The sequence below is a fragment of the Metabacillus crassostreae genome (assembly GCF_016908395.1).
Classification (GTDB): Bacteria; Bacillota; Bacilli; order Bacillales; family Bacillaceae; genus Metabacillus; species Metabacillus crassostreae.
In genome coordinates, this window is sequence record NZ_JAFBDU010000009.1 from 112,855 (window position 1) to 132,895 (window position 20,041).

15 protein-coding genes are annotated in these 20,041 nt (G+C 34.2%); 10 read left to right on the top strand and 5 right to left on the bottom strand.

Features of this window, described 5'->3' with window-relative positions; translation table 11 throughout:
* Nucleotides 1-30 precede the first annotated feature (30 nt).
* The 3 genes from JOC75_RS20465 to murC all read left to right on the top strand — a co-directional run bounded on the left by JOC75_RS20465 (nucleotide 31) and on the right by murC (nucleotide 4,812).
* Nucleotides 31-2,562: a DNA translocase FtsK gene (locus tag JOC75_RS20465; protein ID WP_204955824.1), complete on the top strand. Its 2,532-nt coding sequence runs from the start codon at nucleotides 31-33 to the stop codon at nucleotides 2,560-2,562.
* Nucleotides 2,563-2,687: 125 nt separating this feature from the next.
* Nucleotides 2,688-3,317, top strand: a complete 630-nt coding sequence (locus tag JOC75_RS20470) for a hypothetical protein (RefSeq protein WP_204955825.1) — start codon at nucleotides 2,688-2,690, stop codon at nucleotides 3,315-3,317.
* Between the two features lie 196 nt (nucleotides 3,318-3,513).
* Entirely contained in the window at nucleotides 3,514-4,812 is a 1,299-nt protein-coding gene (gene murC, locus JOC75_RS20475; RefSeq protein ID WP_146949347.1) for a UDP-N-acetylmuramate--L-alanine ligase, read from the top strand.
* A 110-nt stretch (nucleotides 4,813-4,922) separates the two neighbouring features.
* Here the strand turns inward: murC and JOC75_RS20480 are convergent, their stop codons facing one another.
* Nucleotides 4,923-6,038 (bottom strand): aminopeptidase, encoded by a 1,116-nt coding sequence (locus JOC75_RS20480; RefSeq protein WP_204955826.1) that lies wholly within the window; start codon nucleotides 6,036-6,038, stop codon nucleotides 4,923-4,925.
* Between the two features lie 380 nt (nucleotides 6,039-6,418).
* On the opposite strand from JOC75_RS20480, the gene JOC75_RS20485 reads away from it, so the two are divergent.
* From JOC75_RS20485 to ytxJ, 3 genes are all read left to right on the top strand, one after another.
* A complete protein-coding gene (locus tag JOC75_RS20485) occupies nucleotides 6,419-6,865 on the top strand; it encodes a DUF948 domain-containing protein (RefSeq protein ID WP_204955827.1) in 447 nt (148 codons plus the stop codon).
* Nucleotides 6,866-7,091: 226 nt separating this feature from the next.
* Entirely contained in the window at nucleotides 7,092-7,586 is a 495-nt protein-coding gene (locus JOC75_RS20490; protein ID WP_204955828.1) for a YtxH domain-containing protein, read from the top strand.
* A 45-nt stretch (nucleotides 7,587-7,631) separates the two neighbouring features.
* Nucleotides 7,632-7,961: a bacillithiol system redox-active protein YtxJ gene (gene ytxJ / locus JOC75_RS20495; RefSeq protein WP_204955829.1), complete on the top strand. Its 330-nt coding sequence runs from the start codon at nucleotides 7,632-7,634 to the stop codon at nucleotides 7,959-7,961.
* Nucleotides 7,962-8,008: 47 nt separating this feature from the next.
* Here ytxJ and JOC75_RS20500 read toward each other — a convergent pair whose 3' ends face one another.
* Nucleotides 8,009-10,153 carry a cell division protein FtsA gene (locus JOC75_RS20500; RefSeq protein WP_204955830.1) on the bottom strand — a complete coding sequence of 715 codons (2,145 nt, stop codon included), beginning with the start codon at nucleotides 10,151-10,153 and terminating at the stop codon, nucleotides 8,009-8,011.
* 539 nt (nucleotides 10,154-10,692) lie between these two features.
* Here JOC75_RS20500 and JOC75_RS20505 point away from each other — a divergent pair.
* The 3 genes from JOC75_RS20505 to JOC75_RS20515 all read left to right on the top strand — a co-directional run bounded on the left by JOC75_RS20505 (nucleotide 10,693) and on the right by JOC75_RS20515 (nucleotide 15,224).
* Nucleotides 10,693-11,769, top strand: a complete 1,077-nt coding sequence (locus tag JOC75_RS20505; protein WP_204955831.1) for a bifunctional 3-deoxy-7-phosphoheptulonate synthase/chorismate mutase — start codon at nucleotides 10,693-10,695, stop codon at nucleotides 11,767-11,769.
* A gap of 349 nt (nucleotides 11,770-12,118) precedes the next feature.
* Nucleotides 12,119-13,123, top strand: coding sequence for a catabolite control protein A (gene ccpA / locus JOC75_RS20510; RefSeq protein ID WP_204955832.1), 1,005 nt, complete (start codon nucleotides 12,119-12,121; stop codon nucleotides 13,121-13,123).
* Nucleotides 13,124-13,343: 220 nt separating this feature from the next.
* On the top strand, nucleotides 13,344-15,224 hold the full coding sequence (locus JOC75_RS20515) for a dihydroorotate dehydrogenase (protein WP_204955833.1): 1,881 nt from the start codon (nucleotides 13,344-13,346) through the stop codon (nucleotides 15,222-15,224).
* Nucleotides 15,225-15,468: 244 nt separating this feature from the next.
* Here the strand turns inward: JOC75_RS20515 and JOC75_RS20520 are convergent, their stop codons facing one another.
* From JOC75_RS20520 to JOC75_RS20530, 3 genes are all read right to left on the bottom strand, one after another.
* On the bottom strand, nucleotides 15,469-16,629 hold the full coding sequence (locus tag JOC75_RS20520; protein WP_204955834.1) for an acetoin utilization protein AcuC: 1,161 nt from the start codon (nucleotides 16,627-16,629) through the stop codon (nucleotides 15,469-15,471).
* Complete coding sequence (locus tag JOC75_RS20525) at nucleotides 16,626-17,270, bottom strand: acetoin utilization AcuB family protein (protein WP_204955835.1); 645 nt, start codon at nucleotides 17,268-17,270, stop codon at nucleotides 16,626-16,628. The genes JOC75_RS20520 and JOC75_RS20525 overlap by 4 nt, the downstream gene beginning before the upstream one ends.
* A gap of 71 nt (nucleotides 17,271-17,341) precedes the next feature.
* Nucleotides 17,342-17,974 (bottom strand): GNAT family N-acetyltransferase, encoded by a 633-nt coding sequence (locus JOC75_RS20530; protein WP_204955836.1) that lies wholly within the window; start codon nucleotides 17,972-17,974, stop codon nucleotides 17,342-17,344.
* Nucleotides 17,975-18,254: 280 nt separating this feature from the next.
* On the opposite strand from JOC75_RS20530, the gene acsA reads away from it, so the two are divergent.
* Entirely contained in the window at nucleotides 18,255-19,967 is a 1,713-nt protein-coding gene (acsA, locus tag JOC75_RS20535) for an acetate--CoA ligase (RefSeq protein ID WP_204955837.1), read from the top strand.
* The last annotated feature ends 74 nt before the right edge of the window (nucleotides 19,968-20,041 follow it).

Below are 20,041 nucleotides of genomic sequence, written 5' to 3' on the forward strand. Positions count from 1 at the left end.
GATTTTTAATTATGTGAAAGAGTGATTAAGATGAATTGGGTCAAAAAACTAGTAACCTTCTTTTTAGGTGATGATGAAAAAGAATTTAATAGAACAGTTGATGATTTAAAGAATGATGAGCAACTTAATGTAAAAAATGTTTTTAATGAACGAAATATGACTGCAGGACAATCAAATGATCATCAAAAAGCTGAAGCTAGAGTATCTTACCAATATCCAAAAGGTAATTTTAAATTTCCCGTTATTCCAGATGAAACATATACAAAAAAAGAGAGAGATGAAAGACCTAAGCGGACTGTTCGTAATCAGAGCCAAACTCAACAAACAGCCCAAAAGCAGCAAGCTACACCAACCTTTGATTATTCTGAATCTTCATTTGAAGAAAAGAAATCTGTTGTTGAGAAGATGAAAAAGCCTTTCCACCCGACGTCAACACCATCTCCGATATACGGGTTTCAAACAGATCATATCAGGTATCCCAATTCCTCTCGAATCGTAACGGAAAAAGCGAATGAGGAAAAAGTTCACTTATTCAATAGACAAGATGAAGCTGTTATGGAAGATAGACATGTTGAAGCAGAGTTTGAGATCAGTTCTTCTTCAAAAAATAAAGAGTTACAAGAAAGTTCACATCAAAGTGAAACAGAAATAGTGGACACTGAACATACTGAATCTAATATTAGAGATAACAATTACACCTTAGAAGAACGTAGTATAGAGCTCTTCGACGATGAGAATAACGATACATCAATAAATAGTGAAACAAATGAAGATGTTGAGGAGGAGGTTCTTCAGCTACTTCTTAAACCTGATGTTCAACCAATTGGTGATCAGCTTATTAATGAAAACTTATTATCTGAATCTCAATTACCTAGCTTTGATACTGAAGATGATGTGGTTAAACATCAAGAAATTGAAAGTAGTCATACGAATTCAGTGTCTTTTGAGGAATATAAATTAGCTGAATCTAATAAAGAAAAAGAAGCTAATGACATTCAGGATCAGTCGAATGAAGTTAAAGTCGAACATAAACAAGCTATTCCACAACAGAAGGAAAGTAGAAAAAGCTCACATCCTTTTAATGTAATGATGCTAGGAAGAGATAAACAACGGATTCATGGTAAGGAAAAAAACGAAGACAGCTATCAATTTCCCTTACTTTCTTACTTGAATGTTCCGACACAAGAACTAACAGAAGATAATACATGGCTTGAATCACAAAAAGAATTACTAGATCTTACGTTAACAAACTTTAATGTGCGGGCAAGTGTAGTAAATGTAACACAGGGTCCGGCAGTTACTCGATTTGAAGTACATCCTGAGCCAGGAGTAAAAGTGAGTAAAGTAACAAATCTAAGTGATGACATCAAATTAAGCTTGTCTGCAAAAGATATAAGAATCGAAGCTCCAATACCAGGCAAAAATACAATAGGAATTGAAGTGCCTAACAAAGTAAGTAAGATGGTTTATCTGCGTGAAATTTTAAGAAGTCAAGAATTCCGAAATAATCCTTCTCCAATGAATGCTGTTCTAGGTTTAGATATTTCTGGACAGCCGGCAGTTACTGATCTTAAGAAAATGCCTCATGGATTAATTGCAGGTGCTACAGGCTCAGGTAAGAGTGTATGTATTAATACAATTCTAATTAGCTTACTCTATAAAGCAGCACCACATGATGTTAAGCTCATGTTAATTGATCCAAAGATGGTTGAATTGGCACCATATAATGATATACCACATTTAGTTAGTCCTGTTATAACAGATGTAAAAGCTGCAACAGCCGCATTGAAATGGGCGGTTGAAGAAATGGAAAGACGTTATGAATTATTTGCTCATTCTGGAACAAGAGAAATCACGAGATATAACCAGCTTGTTAAAGAACATAAGCAAGGTGAACATCTTCCATACTTAGTTATTATTATCGATGAATTAGCAGATTTAATGATGGTTGCACCTAATGATGTAGAAGAATCAATTTGTCGTATTGCCCAAAAGGCTCGTGCATGTGGAATTCACTTAATTGTTGCAACACAGCGTCCATCTGTAGATGTTATCACTGGTTTAATTAAGGCGAATATCCCAACTAGAATCGCCTTTTCTGTTTCTTCACAGGTAGACTCAAGGACAATTATTGATGTTAGTGGAGCTGAAAAACTATTAGGAAAGGGCGATATGCTATTTTTAGAAAACGGCTCTTCTAAAGCTGTGAGACTCCAAGGAACCTTTGTTTCTGATGAAGAAATTGAAAGAGTTGTAAAACATGTTAAACTACAAGCTAAGCCAGACTACCTATTTCATCAAGATGAGTTAGTGAAAAAGGCAACAATTCAATCTGAAGAAGATGAGTTATTTGTTGAGGCGTGTGAGTTTGTCGTGAATCAAGGTGGAGCCTCCACATCAAGTCTTCAAAGACGTTTTCGAGTTGGTTATAATCGTGCAGCCAGGTTAATTGACATGATGGAAGAGCAAGGTATTGTATCAGAAAACCGTGGAAGTAAACCAAGAGATATTCTTATTTCCGAAGAAGATTTAGACGCGATACAGGAGAGCAGTACTTTTTAAATAGTACTACTTAAAAATACTATCAATAATAAAAAAACAATTTTTAAAGCAAAAATTGTAAAGTAATTAACAGAGCTTTAAAGAAATGGTATGATACGAGAAAAAGTAGAGGTTAGTTTCATTGCATGGATAAAATAGTTGATTTAAAATTAATTCGTCAGGAAAAGGAAGATCGTTTGATCACTTTTGCAGCTCAGCATATTGGCGAACTGCACTATTTTGTTAATCGAAAAGTAAATATTCGCGAAAAAGTAAAGGCTAAGCATATTTTCCGAAATAAAAATAGTATTAAGACTATTGAATTTACGGATGATCAGGAATTGCTTTTTCGTGATTGGTTTACGTTTGATTATTTAACATTAAAAGGTTTAACAATTTATCAGTCTTATGTGAGTTCGCAAGCTAGTAAGTTACATCCTTTACATTCGGTTATTCATGCCCTTTTTATGGCTTGTGTACTTGAACCATTTAGAGTAATAAAAGTAGATAATGATCATATACATGCAGAGAAATTACTTACAAAAGAAGTAGTTGAAATAAATATTAAATTACTAAATAAGAGTAGAGATATGAAAGAGAAAGAAAATATTTTTATTCGAACGATTCCGATCTATGACCAGCTATTATGTATTAGTGAGGTATATGTACAAAGGGATAAAGAGGTTATTAGCAGGCTTTTAAAAGATATTGAGAAATCTGAAGAAAACTGGCGTACATTTTTAAAGAAATATTCCATAAAATATACTTGGGTATAAGATTTAACCATGGTAATCGAAGGATTTTCATGGTCTTTATGTAAAGCTGATGATATAATATATTTTCGTAAGCTGATTACATATGTATATATTCTGAAGCAATTAGCTAATTTTTGTGGATTGATATAGATGAGTTGCAAATCAAGATGAGCGTCATATACTGTCATCAGATAGACGTTTGTTGGAGGTTCTAATTATGACTGTTTATCATTTTGTTGGAATTAAGGGTACTGGTATGAGTGCCTTAGCACAAATTTTACACGATATGAATTATGAAGTTCAAGGATCAGATATAGAGAAACATGTATTTACAGAAAAAGCCCTTGAAGCACGTAACATTAAAATATTACCCTTTGCCAAAGAAAATATTAAAGAAGGGTTAACCATTATCGCAGGAAATGCCTATGCGGATACACATGAAGAGATTGTTGAAGCAGTTAATTTAGGGCTGCCTGTTATTCGTTATCACCGTTTTCTTGGCGACTTTATTCAAAGATATACGAGTGTGGCAATAACTGGTGTTCATGGGAAAACTTCTACAACAGGATTGCTATCACATGTGATAAAAGGTGCGGAGCCTAGTTCGTTTTTAATAGGTGATGGAACAGGCAGTGGTGTACCTAATAGCAAATATTTTGTTTTTGAAGCTTGTGAATATCGCAGACATTTTCTCTCGTATAACCCGGATTACGCAATTATGACAAATATCGATTTTGATCATCCGGATTATTTTACAAACATAGAAGATGTTTTTAGTGCATTTCAAGAAATGGCATTAAAAGTAAAAAAAGGTATTATTGCTTGTGGAGATGACGAGCAACTTCAACAAATCCAAGCCAAGGTCCCAGTAGTATACTATGGCTTTGGTGATGAAAATGATTTTCAAGCTAGAAATGTTGTGAAGTCTACTGAAGGAACTTCCTTTGATGTTTTTGTTCGAAACACTTTTTACGCGAACTTTAAGATTACCTCATATGGTGATCATAGTGTGTTAAACGCTTTATCTGTTATTGCATTATGTCATTATGAAGATATCGATGTAGAAATTATTCAGCAAAGATTGCAAACATTTGAAGGTGTTAAACGCCGTTTTAATGAGAAAAAAATCGGTGATCAAATTTTGATTGATGATTATGCACATCATCCAACTGAAATTAATGCAACAATAGATGCAGCAAGACAGAAATATCCAGATCGTGAAATTGTAGCTGTATTCCAGCCTCATACTTTTACGAGAACACAATCATTTTTAGGTGAATTTGCTGAAAGTTTACAAAGAGCCGATCATATCTACTTATGTGATATATTTGGTTCTGCAAGAGAAAATGTAGGAAAACTTTCAATCGATCATTTACTGAATAAAATTGATAATTCTCATTTGATTAATGAAGAGGATACTACTGTTCTTAAGGAGCATGATTCTGCAGTCTTAGTGTTTATGGGTGCAGGTGATATTCAAAAATATCAACAAGCATATGAAAAGGTTTTAGTATAACACCTATAATAGAAAAAAGCTGACATCGGGACGAGGAATGTATGTTCTCCATCTTTTGATGTCAGCTTTTTAATTTTCACATAATTTTTTCTTATGAATTGATTTAATGTTTATTTCAAGTTTTCTGGATTTAAATCATTAAGTTCATCAATGACAAAGCGACCATCTTTACGAATAAGCACGTCATCAAAATAGATTTCTCCTCCACCGTATTCAGGTCGTTGAATCATAACCATATCCCAGTGGATGTTTGATTTATTACCATTGTAAGCATCATCATAGGCTTGTCCAGGTGTAAAGTGGAAGCTACCATCGATTTTTTCGTCAAATAATATATCCTGCATTGGATGTAAAATATATGGATTAACACCTATCGCAAATTCCCCGATATATCTTGCACCTTCATCGGTATCAAAGATTTTATTAATACGATCTGTATCATTTGCTGATGCATCAATAATTTTTCCGTCTTTAAATGTTAATTGAACATTCTCGAATGTAAACCCATTATAAGGTGATGGTGTATTATATGTAATTTTTCCATTAACAGAATCCCGAACAGGCGCCGTATACACTTCTCCATCGGGTATATTCATTTGACCAGAGCATTTTATTGAAGGTATATCTTTTATTGAGAAAGTAATGTCTGTATCGACACCAGTTAATCTAACTTTATCTGTTTTATTCATGAGTGTAACGAGTGCATCCATTGCTTTGTCCATTTTACTATAATCTAAATTACATACATTAAAATAGAAATCTTCAAATTGTTCGGTGCTCATTTTAGCTAGCTGAGCCATTGATGATGTAGGATATCTTAATACTACCCATCGTGTGTTTGGAACCCTAATTTCTCGGTGAACTTTTTGTCCAACTGTCTTCCCTTGCAGTCGCATTTTTTCATCAGGTACATCAGCAAACTCGTTAATATTATTACCAGCTCTTAACCCAATATAAGCGTCCATATTCTTCATAACCTCGGCCTCAAAATCAGCGATCAGATTATATTGCTCTTCTTGTCCTCCCATTAGAAGTGCGCGATCAATTTGATGATCCTTTATAGATACAAACGGGAATCCACCAGCTTTGTATGCTTCATTTACTAGAGCGGAAACTAATTCCTTTTGTAAACCAAAATTTTCAATAAGTACTTTTTCACCTTTTTGAAGTTGGATTGAGTAGTTAATTAGGTTTTTAGCTAATTGTTCTATACGTGGGTCTTTCAAAATAAAACCTCCATTTAATTTCTTTTCTGTCATACCTATTGTACCCGATTTTACCAGCTTTCCCTATACTTATACTGAAAGGCAGTGGAAGTTATTATAAACGCTAATTTCACTTTTAAATTTGTAATAATGATATTGTTCCATTGTCTTCAAACTCAGAATTCAAATTTGACTGTTAGCTCTCAGAATTTCTTAATAGAACCGGATGAAGTGAGTGATGTAATCACTAATTTATTTCTTCATAAATTGAGGCAACAAAAGTAAGGATATTAAAGGGATTGTCAAAATAAGTGGAGAAATTAGATATTATGTAATATTTATGTTTATAATAAGTATTAGCAGGGTAATGGAAATAGTAAATGTTATTGGAGGTGTGAGATATGATAATTATTTTATATTTGAGTGTTGCTTTAATTGCGATCGCTTTTACAATTTTAGTTGTATATGTGTCAAAAACCTTAAAGGCGCTGCAAGGAACTTTAACAAATGTTGCAGGAACTTTATCAGGTCTTGAAAGGCAAATGGAAGGTATAACGACTGAAACTACACAACTATTACATAAAACAAATGCATTAGCAGAAGATATACAACATAAGTCAGATAAACTTAATACGGTTGTTGAATCTGTTAAAGATGTAGGAGATACAATTCAGCAATTAAATCTAACTGTTAAGAAAATAACGACGACTGCATCAACAAGTATGGAAAATAATCAAGAAAAAGTTAATCAAGTTGTACAGTGGAGTAATGCAGCAATGGATATTTGGGGAAAATGGAAACAAAGAACTGAAAAAAGACAACAGGTTAATAATGATCATTTAATTTAAAAAAGATTAGCTATGTTAAAGCTTAAGGTTGATTTTTAGCACTTGGTTGATTGGAGTGAAAGGCATGAGACTCCTGCGGGAGAAGCGTGTCAAAGGGAGACCCCACAGGCGCTTGCGCCGAGGAGGCTTCCGGACCGCCCGCGGAAAGCGAATGCCTGTAACGGAAATCAACCACAAAGTTTAACAGAGCCAAAAGATTAAAATCAACTATCAGGAGGTATAAATAATGGCGAAGAAGAATAATAGCAAAGACTTTTTAGTAGGTTCAGTAATTGGTGGACTAATCGGTGCAGCAACAGCTTTATTTTTAGCTCCTAAAAGTGGTAAAGAAATGCGAGATAATCTTGGCGAACAAGCAAATGTCATGAAAGAACGAACAGGAAAGTTGACGAATAATGCGCTAGAGAAAAGTTCTGATATAGCAGCATTAGCTAAAGAAAAAACAGCTACATTATCACAAGTAGTATCAGATCAATCATCACAAATTATGGAAAAAGTTAGAGATATTACAAGTCAATCAAATTCTCATTCAGAGGACCAAGCAGAATTAGCAGAGCAAGAGGTTTCTAAAGCTCTTGAAGAATTGTCAGAAGGTACAGAAGATAAAAATAATGATACAAAAGAGCAAACTGTGCTTTCAGCTGTGCAAACTGAAAGGGATGAAGATAAGGCCGGTGTAAACGGTGAAGACAATGAGAATACAGAAGATAATAAGAAATAAGTGAACTAGTGAATTCTTACTTTCTAATATTGAAGGGTGAAAAATATGAGCACAAAAACGATTTCAACAGTAGAAGAATTTGAAGAGCTACTAACAAAGCATGATCGATTTCTATTTTTAAAGAATAGCTTAACATGTCCAATTAGCCAGGCTGCTTATGAAGAATATCAAGAGTTTGCTAATAATCATGATGAGTTCCCTACATATCACCTTCATGTTCAAGATTCTCGACCACTTTCAAATCATATTGCAGAGAATTTTAATATTAAGCATGAATCACCACAAGCACTATTATTTAAAGACAAAACCGTTACATGGAATACATCACATTGGAAAATTACAAGTGATACTTTAAAAAAAGCAATCAGTGAATAATAAAAAAAGTGTCTATCATATTGGATAGACACTTTTTTTGCTTTCTTTTATAGCCATTTAATAGAAAGGCTATCTCCTGGTAATAATGGCTCCTGAAAGCTTACCTCTTGCTCGTTTTTTAATAAGATAAATTTACTAGTTCCTGAAGTAGGTACATCAATATCAATTGCAATGAATATGTCTTGAAAAATAAAGGGTTCAAAAGCTTTTCTTTTTGTTGTTACTTTATCTCCATTAAGTAAAACATCTTTGTGTGATAACAGTTTTTCATTTCGATAAAATTCAGTTATTGATTTTTCAAGTGTAATTGCTTTTTCGTTAAATGTGATTGGTAAAGATTGAACAAGCATCATTTTTGCTTCTTTTACAAATTCCTCAAGAGTAGGTGATTTAGTAGGCTTAAGAACAAGGATATCACCATTCTCAAGATTGGCATTTCTAGTTGTTAGAAGCCCATTTTTATAGATTTTACCTGAAAATACATCTAAAGGTACTACTGCTTCATCTAATTGAATTGAAAAAGGTTTAAGCTCTAAAAGTTCGTTTTGTAAGTTTATTTTTTCAAGGAATTCTTCAATTGTTTTAGGGATAGAGCATGAAATCTTATCACGATCAGATAAAATTACATTCTCATGTGCTTCTTTATTATTTAGAAGAATATTAGCTTGAACGGTATAGATTGTTCCGTTGACTGAAACTGACTTTGATGGTATTTCATCTATTATTTGTGATAGTGGGATTACTGGAGTTGATCCATTCTGCCCGTTTTCTACAATGATATTATCTCCATGCTTTATTTCATCATCAAGTAGACATATGCTATCATTTTTCCTAATCACAGGTGATGAGCCTTGATTACCTGGTATTGTAATTGTTTGTCCATTAACTTCAACCATTATGGCCATTCCAGGTTTTCCATAGAGCTTATTTAGTTGTATCCCTGAAGCTAATAGGCTATCTGCAATTGTTAAAGTTTTCATATGAAAAAGTCTAACAGACCGATCATTGACTTTAACACTTATATATTGAATTGGATTTTGTTTGGATGAAACAGCAATCCCAATTGGTGTTACGAGCTCAGGTCCTTTTTGCACATGATCAGCAAGCTTTAACTGATTTATAGCATCAATACCCCGTATAGCTACACGATTGGTAGGTAATTGAAGTAGTGCTGCTATTTTTTCTGGTAGCTTGGGTGTTAAACTACCTCCACCGACAAGCATAATTGCTTTTGGTGTTATTCCATTGTTTAATAACAATAATTCATCTTTAATGGCATTAGCCAGTTTATCGATAGAAGGTGATATTTTTTCAATTACTTCTTCTCTCGGCATTTCAGTTTCAAAACCTAATATATCTGTTACGATAATCTTTTCTTTAGAAGATAGCTGTCTTTTTGCTTCTTCTGCTTTGGGAAAATCTAATAAAAATTCATCTGAAACTGCTTCTGTTATCTCATCTCCTGCAATAGGCACCATCCCGTAAGAAATGATTGTACCAAAGTCAGTAATGGCAATATCAGAAGTTCCTGCACCAATATCAACAAGAGCTACATTCAACCTTCTCATTGATGCAGGAATTAAAACGTTAATTGCAGCAATGGGTTCTAGAGTAAGTGCTTCCATTTCCAAGCCTGCACGGTTTAATGCTGCTAGTAAAGATTCCACAACAACTTTAGGAAGAAATGTCGCAATTATTTCAACAGACGCTTCCTCACCTTGTTGATCTATTAGACTACCGATTTCCTCATTATCTAAATGAAAATGAAGAACAGAGTATCCAACACAATCATAATGGTGTGCCCGTTCATTATCATATTTTTCAGCTAATTGCTTTTGTGCAATTTGAACAGCCATTAATTCCAAATGAAGGATATCCTCTTTTTGAATCATTGGTTTACCTTTTATTTCTATGGTGACTTTTGCTCTTTCAGTTCTTAATGCACGCCCTGCTGCTGCAACACATACTTTATTTAAGGGTCCATGTGTTTGTTCAAGTTCATTTTTTATTGATAAAATAACGTTAGCCACAGCCAACACGTCATGTATTTGCCCATCAAGCATTGCTCGCTTATCATGCTCTTTTATTACTGTATCTATAATGTAATAGAAGCCATCTTCTTCTTTTAGAATTAAACCTACAACAGATCTAGTTCCAATATCCAGAGCAAATGTTAGGTCTTTATTATCCATTTTTTACACCCTTCTTCGTTAGAAAACATGATTTGTGTCCTATTTATATATATTTTAATGTCATTACGACGATAGTAAATTTATATTTGATCGTATATGTGCTTGTAAAGGAAGTGAAAGTCCTATATTTATAAAAAGTAATTCTTTAGAAGACACACGTTTGAGGAGCTATTGCCGAATGTTCGCCAATTTATATATATTTGAATCAGAAAATCTACAGGTACTTGTTCCAGTAAAATAATGAAAAGCAACCTCATTATGTTTACGATACTGTTTTTATCTGTAAAATATACTTAACTCAGATACTTTACCGCTTAAAAGCGTTTAAATGTTAAAGTTTTTGGTGACAATCTTAATTTTATCGTATATAATTACAACTAATTATAGAAAATGTACCATACTTTCAGTGAATGATAAAGAAAACATTGTATTTCTATAGTGTTATCCATCAAGATAGATTATGAATCTATAACTTCTACTTTATTCACAAGGTTTGTGTGGTTGACAGATTTAATTTTTAATGCGAAAGGATGAGACAGATGAGTAATGCAGAATTAGAAGCATTAAGAGAAAGAGCAGATGAGATTAATTTACAGATTTTAAAGCTGATTAATGAACGAGGAAGAGTTGTTCAAGAAATTGGTAAAACAAAAGAGGCACAAGGTGTACATCGTTACGATCCTGTTCGCGAGCGAAAAATGCTTAATAGCATTAAAGAATTTAACGATGGTCCATTTGAAAACTCGACATTACAGCATATTTTCAAAGAAATTTTTAAAGCTGGATTAGAACTACAAGAAGATGATCATAGTAAAGCATTATTAGTTTCACGTAAGAAAAAGCCTGAGGATACAATCGTTGAAGTGAACGGTGTGAGAATCGGCGATGGCAGTCAATCATTCATTGTTGGTCCTTGTGCAGTAGAAAGCTATGAGCAGGTTGCAGCAGTAGCAGAGCAAGCTAAGAAGCAAGGAATTAAGATACTTCGTGGTGGGGCTTATAAGCCGCGTACAAGTCCATATGATTTCCAAGGTCTTGGCCTTGAAGGTCTGAAAATTCTGAGAAGAGTTGGAGATGAGTATGGTCTAGCGATTATAAGCGAGATTGTCAATCCGGCTGATATTGAAAAAGCTCTTGATTACGTTGATATCATTCAAATCGGTGCAAGAAATATGCAAAACTTTGAATTATTAAAAGCAGCTGGTGCTGTACGTAAGCCAGTATTACTTAAACGTGGTTTAGCTGCAACAATTGATGAATTTATCAATGCTGCTGAGTACATCATTTCACAAGGGAATGATCAAATCATCCTTTGTGAACGTGGAATCCGTACGTATGAGCGTGCAACTCGAAATACATTAGATATTTCAGCGGTTCCTATTTTAAAGCAAGAAACTCATTTACCAGTTTTTGTTGATGTAACACATTCAACAGGTAGAAGAGATTTACTTATTCCAACAGCAAAAGCTGCACTTGCAATTGGTGCTGATGGCGTTATGGCTGAGGTACATCCAGATCCAGCTGTTGCGTTATCAGATTCAGCACAACAAATGGACTTTGATCAGTTTGATAACTTTATGACTGAATTAAAACATTTAGTTAAGGTGAATGCATAATTAGCAGGTAATTTTATATATAACAAATCAAGAGGCTGACATTTCGTTAGCCTCTTGATTTTATTTATGTATATAAATGTGTTACATTTAGGCAAAATAAGTCTAAAGATTATTATTTATGAGGGAAAATCTAGGGGATTTATCATGAAATTGTGAATAAATAAACAAAATATGTTACAACAACGTAAAAAACAGTTGAAATAGATTGCAGACGTTTTTAGAGTATCGTATGATTATTTACATAGAATGAGAAAAAACTTTATTTTTAGACATAAGTCAACAAACTTTACATACGAAAATAGAGAGCGATTAACTAAACGTATTTAATGTAATAGAAGGAGTGTTTTAAATGTCAAGTGTAACTATATATGATGTTGCCCGTGAAGCTAATGTTTCTATGGCTACAGTTTCTCGTGTAGTTAATGGAAACCCAAATGTAAAACCAACAACTAGAAAAAAGGTACTAGATGCAATTGATCGATTGGGATATCGTCCAAATGCAGTTGCACGTGGACTAGCAAGTAAGAAAACAACAACTGTTGGTGTAATTATTCCTGATATATCAAGCATCTTTTATTCTGAGCTTGCTCGTGGAATTGAAGATATTGCAACAATGTATAAATATAATATTATTTTAAGTAACTCAGATTCCAACAAAGATAAAGAGCTACATCTCTTAAATACAATGCTAGGCAAGCAAGTAGATGGCATCGTATTCATGAGTGGTAATGTAACAGAGGAGCTTGTTGAACAATTTAAACGCTCTCCAGTGCCGATTGTCTTAGCTGCTTCTATTGATTTAACTGATACAACACCATCTGTTAATATCAATTATGAACAAGCTGCCTATGATGTCATTTCAATGCTTGTTGAAAAGGGACATAAACGGATTGCATATGTTGAAGGCCCTGCAGAAGAGCCTGTTAATCGTCTGAAGAAATCTGTTGGATATCGACGTGCTTTAGAAGATGCAAAAATTGCGTTTGATGAATCACTAATCATCGAGGGTGATTATACGTATGATTCTGGTATAGAAGCATTTGAGAAGATTGATGAGCTTGCTGAAAGGCCTACAGCTATTTTCGTTGGAACAGATGAAATGGCTTTAGGTGTAATTCATGCAGCACAAGATCGTAATTATTCAATTCCAGATGACTTTGAGGTTGTTGGGTTTGATAATACAAGGCTAGCCACAATGGTCCGACCACAATTAACTACAGTTGTACAACCAACATATGATATTGGTGCCGTATCAATGAGATTGCTTACGAAATTAATGAATAAAGAAGAAGTAGAAAATCAAAATGTGGAACTGCCACATCGTATGGAATTCAGACAATCCACTAAACAATAAATAAATTAGTTAAACATTTATAAGAGGTGAGCGAACTTTAAGTTTTGCTCGCTTTTTTATGTTGTTTATTATAATCTTTACAAAAGTACTCGTTTTTTCATTTTTTTGTTGGTTGTTATATGGAGTGATGAAGCGAATTCATTACTACTTTTCTCTTAGATTATGATGGCAAAAGTGTCTTGCCTCTTATGGATTAAGTAATTGGAAGGAGTTTTTCTGCATGCCTGATTGGTCATACCATACAATCTTTAAGCATATAGTAGCCAAACTGCCTGGTCATATTGGAAGAGAAGCTATTCATAGAGGAATGAGCGGCATTGCCTCAATCCCAGGGGGGGAGTTTCTTATCCGTTTTTTAGGTCATATGGAGCCTTCGGTAAATAATAAGGTAAAGGTTGATGAACTAACTTTTACATCTTCTATAGGACTTAGTGGTAAGGTAGATCCACAATTATCTGGAACGAAGGCATTTGTAAACTTAGGTTTTAGTTTTATAGAGATTGGTCCTGTTACATATCAGTTACAAAAGCCTGAGGTAAGACCTCACTATAGTAAGAAAGATCATTTGCAAATTGTATTTCCAGAACGTGAAGAATCATTAGGATGTCAAAAAACAATTGAAAAATTAACTCAGTATGATGATCTTTCAGTAAAGAAGTTAATTAGGATAAAAGGAAATCAAACAGAGCTTTTAAACATGACTAGTAAATTGAGTCCATATAGTGATGCATTTATTATCGAGTATACGACAAGTCTAGATGAACATTCTTTTTTACAATTAAAGAAAAATATAGATTATTCACCTCTTTTCATTGCTATTTCACCAAAACAGTTAAATAGTTCAGCAGATCATTTTTTGGGGCTTATTCAGGATGGCAATGTAACTGGTATCTTACTTGATTGTGATAGAGAAGAAGATAGCTATTCTATTATTCAATCATTACGTATGATTAAGTCATTCTTATCGAAAACTTTACCTATTATTCTTTCTGGAGGAATTAATGAACCAAAAGATGCAATAACCTTTCTGAATGAAGGTGCAAGTCTTCTCATGTTATCTGGTGGTTATATTACATCAGGTCCAGGCTTGCCAAAGAGGATTAATGAATTAATAGATGATAGATTTGTTCAAACCTCAGATCACTCCTATCCAGGGTGGATTTGGTATTGGTTATTTGGATTTTGTATTTTTATTGGTGGTATTTTAGCTTTACTATTTAGTATGACAAAAGTAATTTTGCCGTATGATGAAGCTTTTCTAGGTATTTCAAGAAATGAGATATTGGCTTTTAATGAATTAATATTATTTTTTATGGCACATGATCGAATGACTCTAGCAGGCACTATGATATCCGGTGGAATTTTATATATGCAGTTAGCTAGACATGGAGTACGTAATGGAATTCATTGGTGTAGAAAAACAATTAATATAGCTGGTGTAACTGGATTTTTAGGTATATTAATGTTTATAGGATATGGTTATTTCGATTGGTTACATGGTTTATTTTGGGTGATTTTATTACCATTATTTGTTATGGGATATAGGGAAACTAAGAATGTCACAAATAGCCCTAAGTCAAAAAATGAACGTAACCATCAAGCGTGGAAAATTAGTTTATATGGACAACTGTTATTTATTATTTTAGGCTTTTCATTTACGATAGGTGGAGTCATTATCTCGTTTATAGGAATGACAAATGTGTTTGTGAAAACAGACGTTGAATATTTATGTATGCCTCCTGAAGTGATTAATCAATTTAATGAAACGTTAATTCCAGTGATTGCTCATGATCGGGCTGGATTTGGAAGTGCTCTTTTAAGTGTTGGGCTTATTGTACTTATGATCTCATTATGGGGATTTCATGAGGGAGACAGATGGGTATGGTGGAGTATGTTGATCGGAGGTCTTCCAGCATTTTTATCTGGCATCATTATTCATTATGTGATTGGGTATACCACCTTTATTCATTTATTACCTGCATATATTGCTAGCGGTTTATATGTATTCGGACTTCTTTTCTCCTACTCTTTCTTGATGAAGACACATCCTGATAATTCTATAACTGCTATTAGAAATAGTAAGGTGCTGGGACATAATTAAGAATGGATCCATAAAGACGAATAAATCTAAACTATTCAATATTTAGTATTGTTTTCTATTAATCAAGTTAAGCTGAAATACAGGTTCACTCTATTCCATTAGTTCTAAAAAATGGTATGCAAAGTCATAAAGACAGCAGTTAAAAAACCCGAATTATTAGGCGAAAGATTAATTGAACGATCATCTAATAATTCGGGGGGATCATTAACCTAAATACTAAAATCATACTTAATGTAGTAAAAAGTTAATCCTTTGATGGCCGAATGGAGTGTAGAGCTTTTTCTACTGTTAAAGCATTCTTTTCTTCAATTTCGGCTTTTCTAGGTATAGGTTTAACTATTTCTTTAGGATCCTGCCATTGTGTTGGGAGTGTTACTGGAGCTTGAGCTTGCCAATGCTTGATCCATTCTTCAGGGAGGTTTTGTGGAACATGTATATTATTCATTTCAAGCCAAATTAGACTCCATGCTCTTGGTACAACACGCCATATATCATATCCACCACCACCTACTGCAATCCATCGTCCATTACAATACTTATGAGCTATTTCATGAGCGAGCTTAGGAATTTCATGATATATCCTCATAGTACTCGCTAAATGAGTTAATGGGTCGTAGAAATGGGCATCCGCTCCATTTTGTGTAAGGATAACATCAGGTTTAAAAAATGCTGCGACTTCTTCTAAAGAGGTTTTATAGGCATGAAGCCATGATTCATCCTCTGTGAAAGCATCTAAAGGTATGTTAAAGGAATATCCGTAGCCTTTGCCAGCACCTCGTTCTGTAATATTTCCAGTTCCAGGAAATAAATATCTTCCAGTTTCATGGATAGATAAGGTACATACGTTTGGGTCATCATAAAATGTCCACTGTACACCATCACCATGATGTGCATCTGTATCAATATATAGTACTCTTGCATTATATTTTTCTTGCATATAACGAATCGCTACAGAGCTATCATTATATATACAAAATCCTGAAGCTTTTCCTCGGAAACCGTGATGAAGCCCACCACCAAAGTTAGCAGCATGTGTAACTTTACCTTCCATTACAAGATCAACTGCTGTTAAAGTCCCACCAACTAATAGTGAACTAGCTTCATGCATATCCTTGAAAATTGGCGTATCTTCAGTGCCAATCCCATAATTCAAGCCTTCTTCACTGGTTAATTTTCCATGCCCAGCTAACTCAACAGCTTTTATATACTTTCTATCATGAACAAGTGCTAATTCGTCAACTGTAGCCATTCTAGGAGGTGCTATATCGTTATCAGTAATAGCATCCATTTTCCTTAACAAATCATAAGTAAGCTCAACGCGTAGCTGATTAAAAGGATGATCATTATTAAATTTATATGTTTGAAAGAGAGGTGAATAAATAAATGCAGTATCTTTGTAAATCATTCTAAGCTCTCCGGAAAATTAGGCCATAAAATTTCATATCCTTCATCTTTTAAATCATTAATAATCATCGTTACATTTATCGTTTGGACTCTAAAAACAAGTATTTTAAAGGTTGGATCAGTATCAGGGTAAACTAAAACACTTGAGATATTAACATTTCTATGACGGAAAATTGACGAGACCTCTGCGAGCATTCCTGCCTTATTAGGAACCTTTATTTCAATATGTGATGCTGGTTGATCTCCCCCAGTCAGTTTTACAAAAGTATGCAGCAAATCTGTTTCTGTGAGCATACCAACTAGCTTGTCGTTTTGTAATATTGGTAAACAGCCAATTTTATGCTCCATTAAAACAGCTGCAACTTCCTCAACAAAATCTAGCGGATGCCCTGTTACAACATTTTGTGTCATGACAGTATTTATAGGTTTATTTAAAAAGTCTTCTTTTAATTCAAGCTGAAAAATAGATGGGCTTGCATCTTTTACATCTCGTTCTGTAATAATGCCGACTAACTTAGCAGAATCGGATAATATAGGGATATGACGTATTTTATTTACTTTCATTGTATTCAGTGCTAAACGGATTGTATCGTTTGAGTTTAAGGCTACCACGTTCTGCTTCATTATTTGCTTAACGATCATCATGTTGCCTCCTTACGAAATGAAAATAATTACTTATTAAAGATTCCCTTTGAAGGTTTCTGTTCATCAATTTAATACATAAAGCGATTTTTAAAGCGTAATTGATCGAATTGCTGAATAGAATCAGGTTGTATTCTTTTACCGATTTTGGCCATGAGACAGTTTGCTGGATGTGAACTAATTTCAGGTTCATCAGTAGCGTACCATTCTAAACCACCAGCATTCATCATTTTTTCCATTACTTTTCGATATTCCCACACATTTAAACCAGAGCCTTTTAAATCCCAATGCCAATAGTATTCTGTTGTGATAATGATATAATCTTCCATTGCATCGTCCATCATTGAAACCTTCAACAGATTTTTACCAACAGAAAAACCTCTGTATTCAGGGGCAACTTCAATGGCTCCTAATTCAATGAGCTCTTCCATATTACCCTCAGACCATCGTTCTAAAGGATCTGGATAAAGATAAGTTACATATCCAATAATCTGGTCATTTTGTCTAGCAATAATAATCCTTCCTTCAGGTAAAGCTGCTATTTCGATCAATGCCTTTTGCTGTTGCTTAGGCTGACGAAAAGCAACTAACCCTTCATGGAAATCATATGTAGCAAGTTTTTCAGGTGAGATAGGACCTTCAATAAAAATACTCCCAGTTGGTGTTTTTATTTCTTTTGCATTATATGTTTTAGGGTGTTTCAATAAGGTCACCGCCTTTTTATAGTGTAATGGTCAAGTAGTAAACTGTTTTTAGTTGGAAAATTCTACACTATCATTATAGAACATGATAAATGATGGAATCATCCATGAAACCTGACTTATGTAAAAAGCAGATTATTGCTGTTATTCTATTATTATACTAAATTCAGTATAAAATAAAGCGTTTACAATATATTTTAGTAAATATATATCTCAAAATTGTGAAAAGTGAAATATTGTAATATAATAGGAATGTAAAATGTTACATAAGGGGGAGTAAATAATGAAATTGGAAGCGTTGTCACCGACAAAGGGGAAATTCAACTTATCAGACTATGATGCTGCTTATGCATCCTTTGATTGGAATAAGGTAGAAGAGAACTTTACATGGTCAGAAACAGGTCGGATTAATGCAGCTTATGAAGCAATTGATAAACATGCAGAATCTCACCGTAAAAACAAAATTGCTCTTTATTATCGCGACCCTGAACGAGAAGAGAAGTATACATTCAAAGAAATGAAAGAACTTTCAAATAAAGCTGCAAATGTTCTGAAAAACAAGGCTGACGTAGAAAAGGGAGATCGACTATTCGTCTTTATGCCAAGAACACCAGAATTGTATTCTGTTATTTTAGGAGCAGTTAAACTAGGTGCTATTGTAGGACCATTGTTTGAAGCATTCATGGAAGGAGCAGTGAGGGATCGTCTTGAGGATAGTGATGCTAAAGTAATTGTAACTACACCAGAGCTATTGGAAAGAGTTCCTGTTAATGAACTGCCTTCATTAAAGCATGTTGTTGTTGTTGGAGAAACAACGGATGACTCACAAATTGATTTCTTACTAGAAATGAAAACAGCAAGTAAAAATATTGATATTGAATGGGTAGAAAAAACAGATGGATTATTGCTCCATTATACTTCTGGATCAACAGGAAAGCCAAAGGGTGTTTTACATGTCCATCAAGCCATGGTCCAACATTATCAAACTAGTAAATGGGTCTTAGATTTGCAAGAAGATGATGTATACTGGTGTACAGCAGATCCTGGTTGGGTTACAGGCACCGTTTATGGAATATTTGGACCTTGGTTATCAGGAGCAACGAATGTTATCGTTGGAGGAAGATTCAAGCCTGAATCCTGGTATAAAACAATTGAGGATTATGGAGTAACTGTTTGGTATAGTGCCCCAACAGCATTCAGGATGTTAATGAGTGCTGGAGATGAGCTGGTTAAGCAATTTGATACAAGTTCATTAAGACATGTTTTAAGTGTTGGTGAGCCGTTAAATCCTGAAGTTGTTCGTTGGGGAGTAAAGGTATTTAATAATCGCATTCATGATACATGGTGGATGACAGAAACAGGTGCACAGCTTATTTGTAATTATCCTTGTATGGAGATCAAGCCAGGATCTATGGGTAAACCGATTCCTGGAGTTCAGGCAGCCATTGTTGATGACCAAGGTAACGAGCTTCCGCCATATCGAATGGGGAACCTGGCTATCAAAAAAGGCTGGCCATCAATGATGCATACAATTTGGAATAACCAAGAGAAATATGAATCTTATTTTATGCCTGGAGATTGGTATGTATCAGGTGATTCAGCTTATATGGATGAAGAGGGTTACTTTTGGTTCCAAGGTAGAATTGATGATGTTATTATGACATCTGGAGAACGTGTTGGTCCATTTGAGGTTGAAAGTAAATTAGTTGAACACCCAGCAATAGCAGAAGCTGGGGTAATCGGTAAGCCTGATCCAGTTAGAGGGGAAATTATTAAAGCGTTTGTAGCATTGCGTGAAGGATATGAGCCATCAGATGAGTTAAAGGAAGAAATTCGCTTGTTTGTAAAACAAGGTCTTGCTGCCCATGCTGCTCCAAGGGAAATTGATTTTAGAGATAAGTTACCAAAAACAAGAAGTGGTAAAATTATGCGTCGAGTTCTTAAAGCATGGGAACTTGATTTACCAACAGGTGATTTATCAACGATGGAAGATTAACATAGCAAAACAAAAAGAGATGTTTGCATATGAACATCTCTTTTTGTTGGTTGTTTATTTTTAAATAGAAAGGT

What these genes read in the sequence shown, in the direction of transcription:
- JOC75_RS20470 (WP_204955825.1), top strand. Translation starts at nt 2,688, where the DNA reads ATGGATAAAATAGTTGATTTAAAATTAATTCGTCAGGAAAAGGAAGAT.
- JOC75_RS20485 (WP_204955827.1), top strand. Translation starts at nt 6,419, where the DNA reads ATGATAATTATTTTATATTTGAGTGTTGCTTTAATTGCGATCGCTTTT.
- JOC75_RS20515 (WP_204955833.1), top strand. Translation starts at nt 13,344, where the DNA reads ATGCCTGATTGGTCATACCATACAATCTTTAAGCATATAGTAGCCAAA.
- JOC75_RS20520 (WP_204955834.1), bottom strand. Translation starts at nt 16,629, where the DNA reads ATGATTTACAAAGATACTGCATTTATTTATTCACCTCTCTTTCAAACA.
- ccpA (WP_204955832.1), top strand. Translation starts at nt 12,119, where the DNA reads ATGTCAAGTGTAACTATATATGATGTTGCCCGTGAAGCTAATGTTTCT.
- murC (WP_146949347.1), top strand. Translation starts at nt 3,514, where the DNA reads ATGACTGTTTATCATTTTGTTGGAATTAAGGGTACTGGTATGAGTGCC.
- JOC75_RS20500 (WP_204955830.1), bottom strand. Translation starts at nt 10,153, where the DNA reads ATGGATAATAAAGACCTAACATTTGCTCTGGATATTGGAACTAGATCT.
- JOC75_RS20525 (WP_204955835.1), bottom strand. Translation starts at nt 17,270, where the DNA reads ATGATCGTTAAGCAAATAATGAAGCAGAACGTGGTAGCCTTAAACTCA.
- ytxJ (WP_204955829.1), top strand. Translation starts at nt 7,632, where the DNA reads ATGAGCACAAAAACGATTTCAACAGTAGAAGAATTTGAAGAGCTACTA.
- JOC75_RS20490 (WP_204955828.1), top strand. Translation starts at nt 7,092, where the DNA reads ATGGCGAAGAAGAATAATAGCAAAGACTTTTTAGTAGGTTCAGTAATT.
- JOC75_RS20505 (WP_204955831.1), top strand. Translation starts at nt 10,693, where the DNA reads ATGAGTAATGCAGAATTAGAAGCATTAAGAGAAAGAGCAGATGAGATT.
- JOC75_RS20465 (WP_204955824.1), top strand. Translation starts at nt 31, where the DNA reads ATGAATTGGGTCAAAAAACTAGTAACCTTCTTTTTAGGTGATGATGAA.
- acsA (WP_204955837.1), top strand. Translation starts at nt 18,255, where the DNA reads ATGAAATTGGAAGCGTTGTCACCGACAAAGGGGAAATTCAACTTATCA.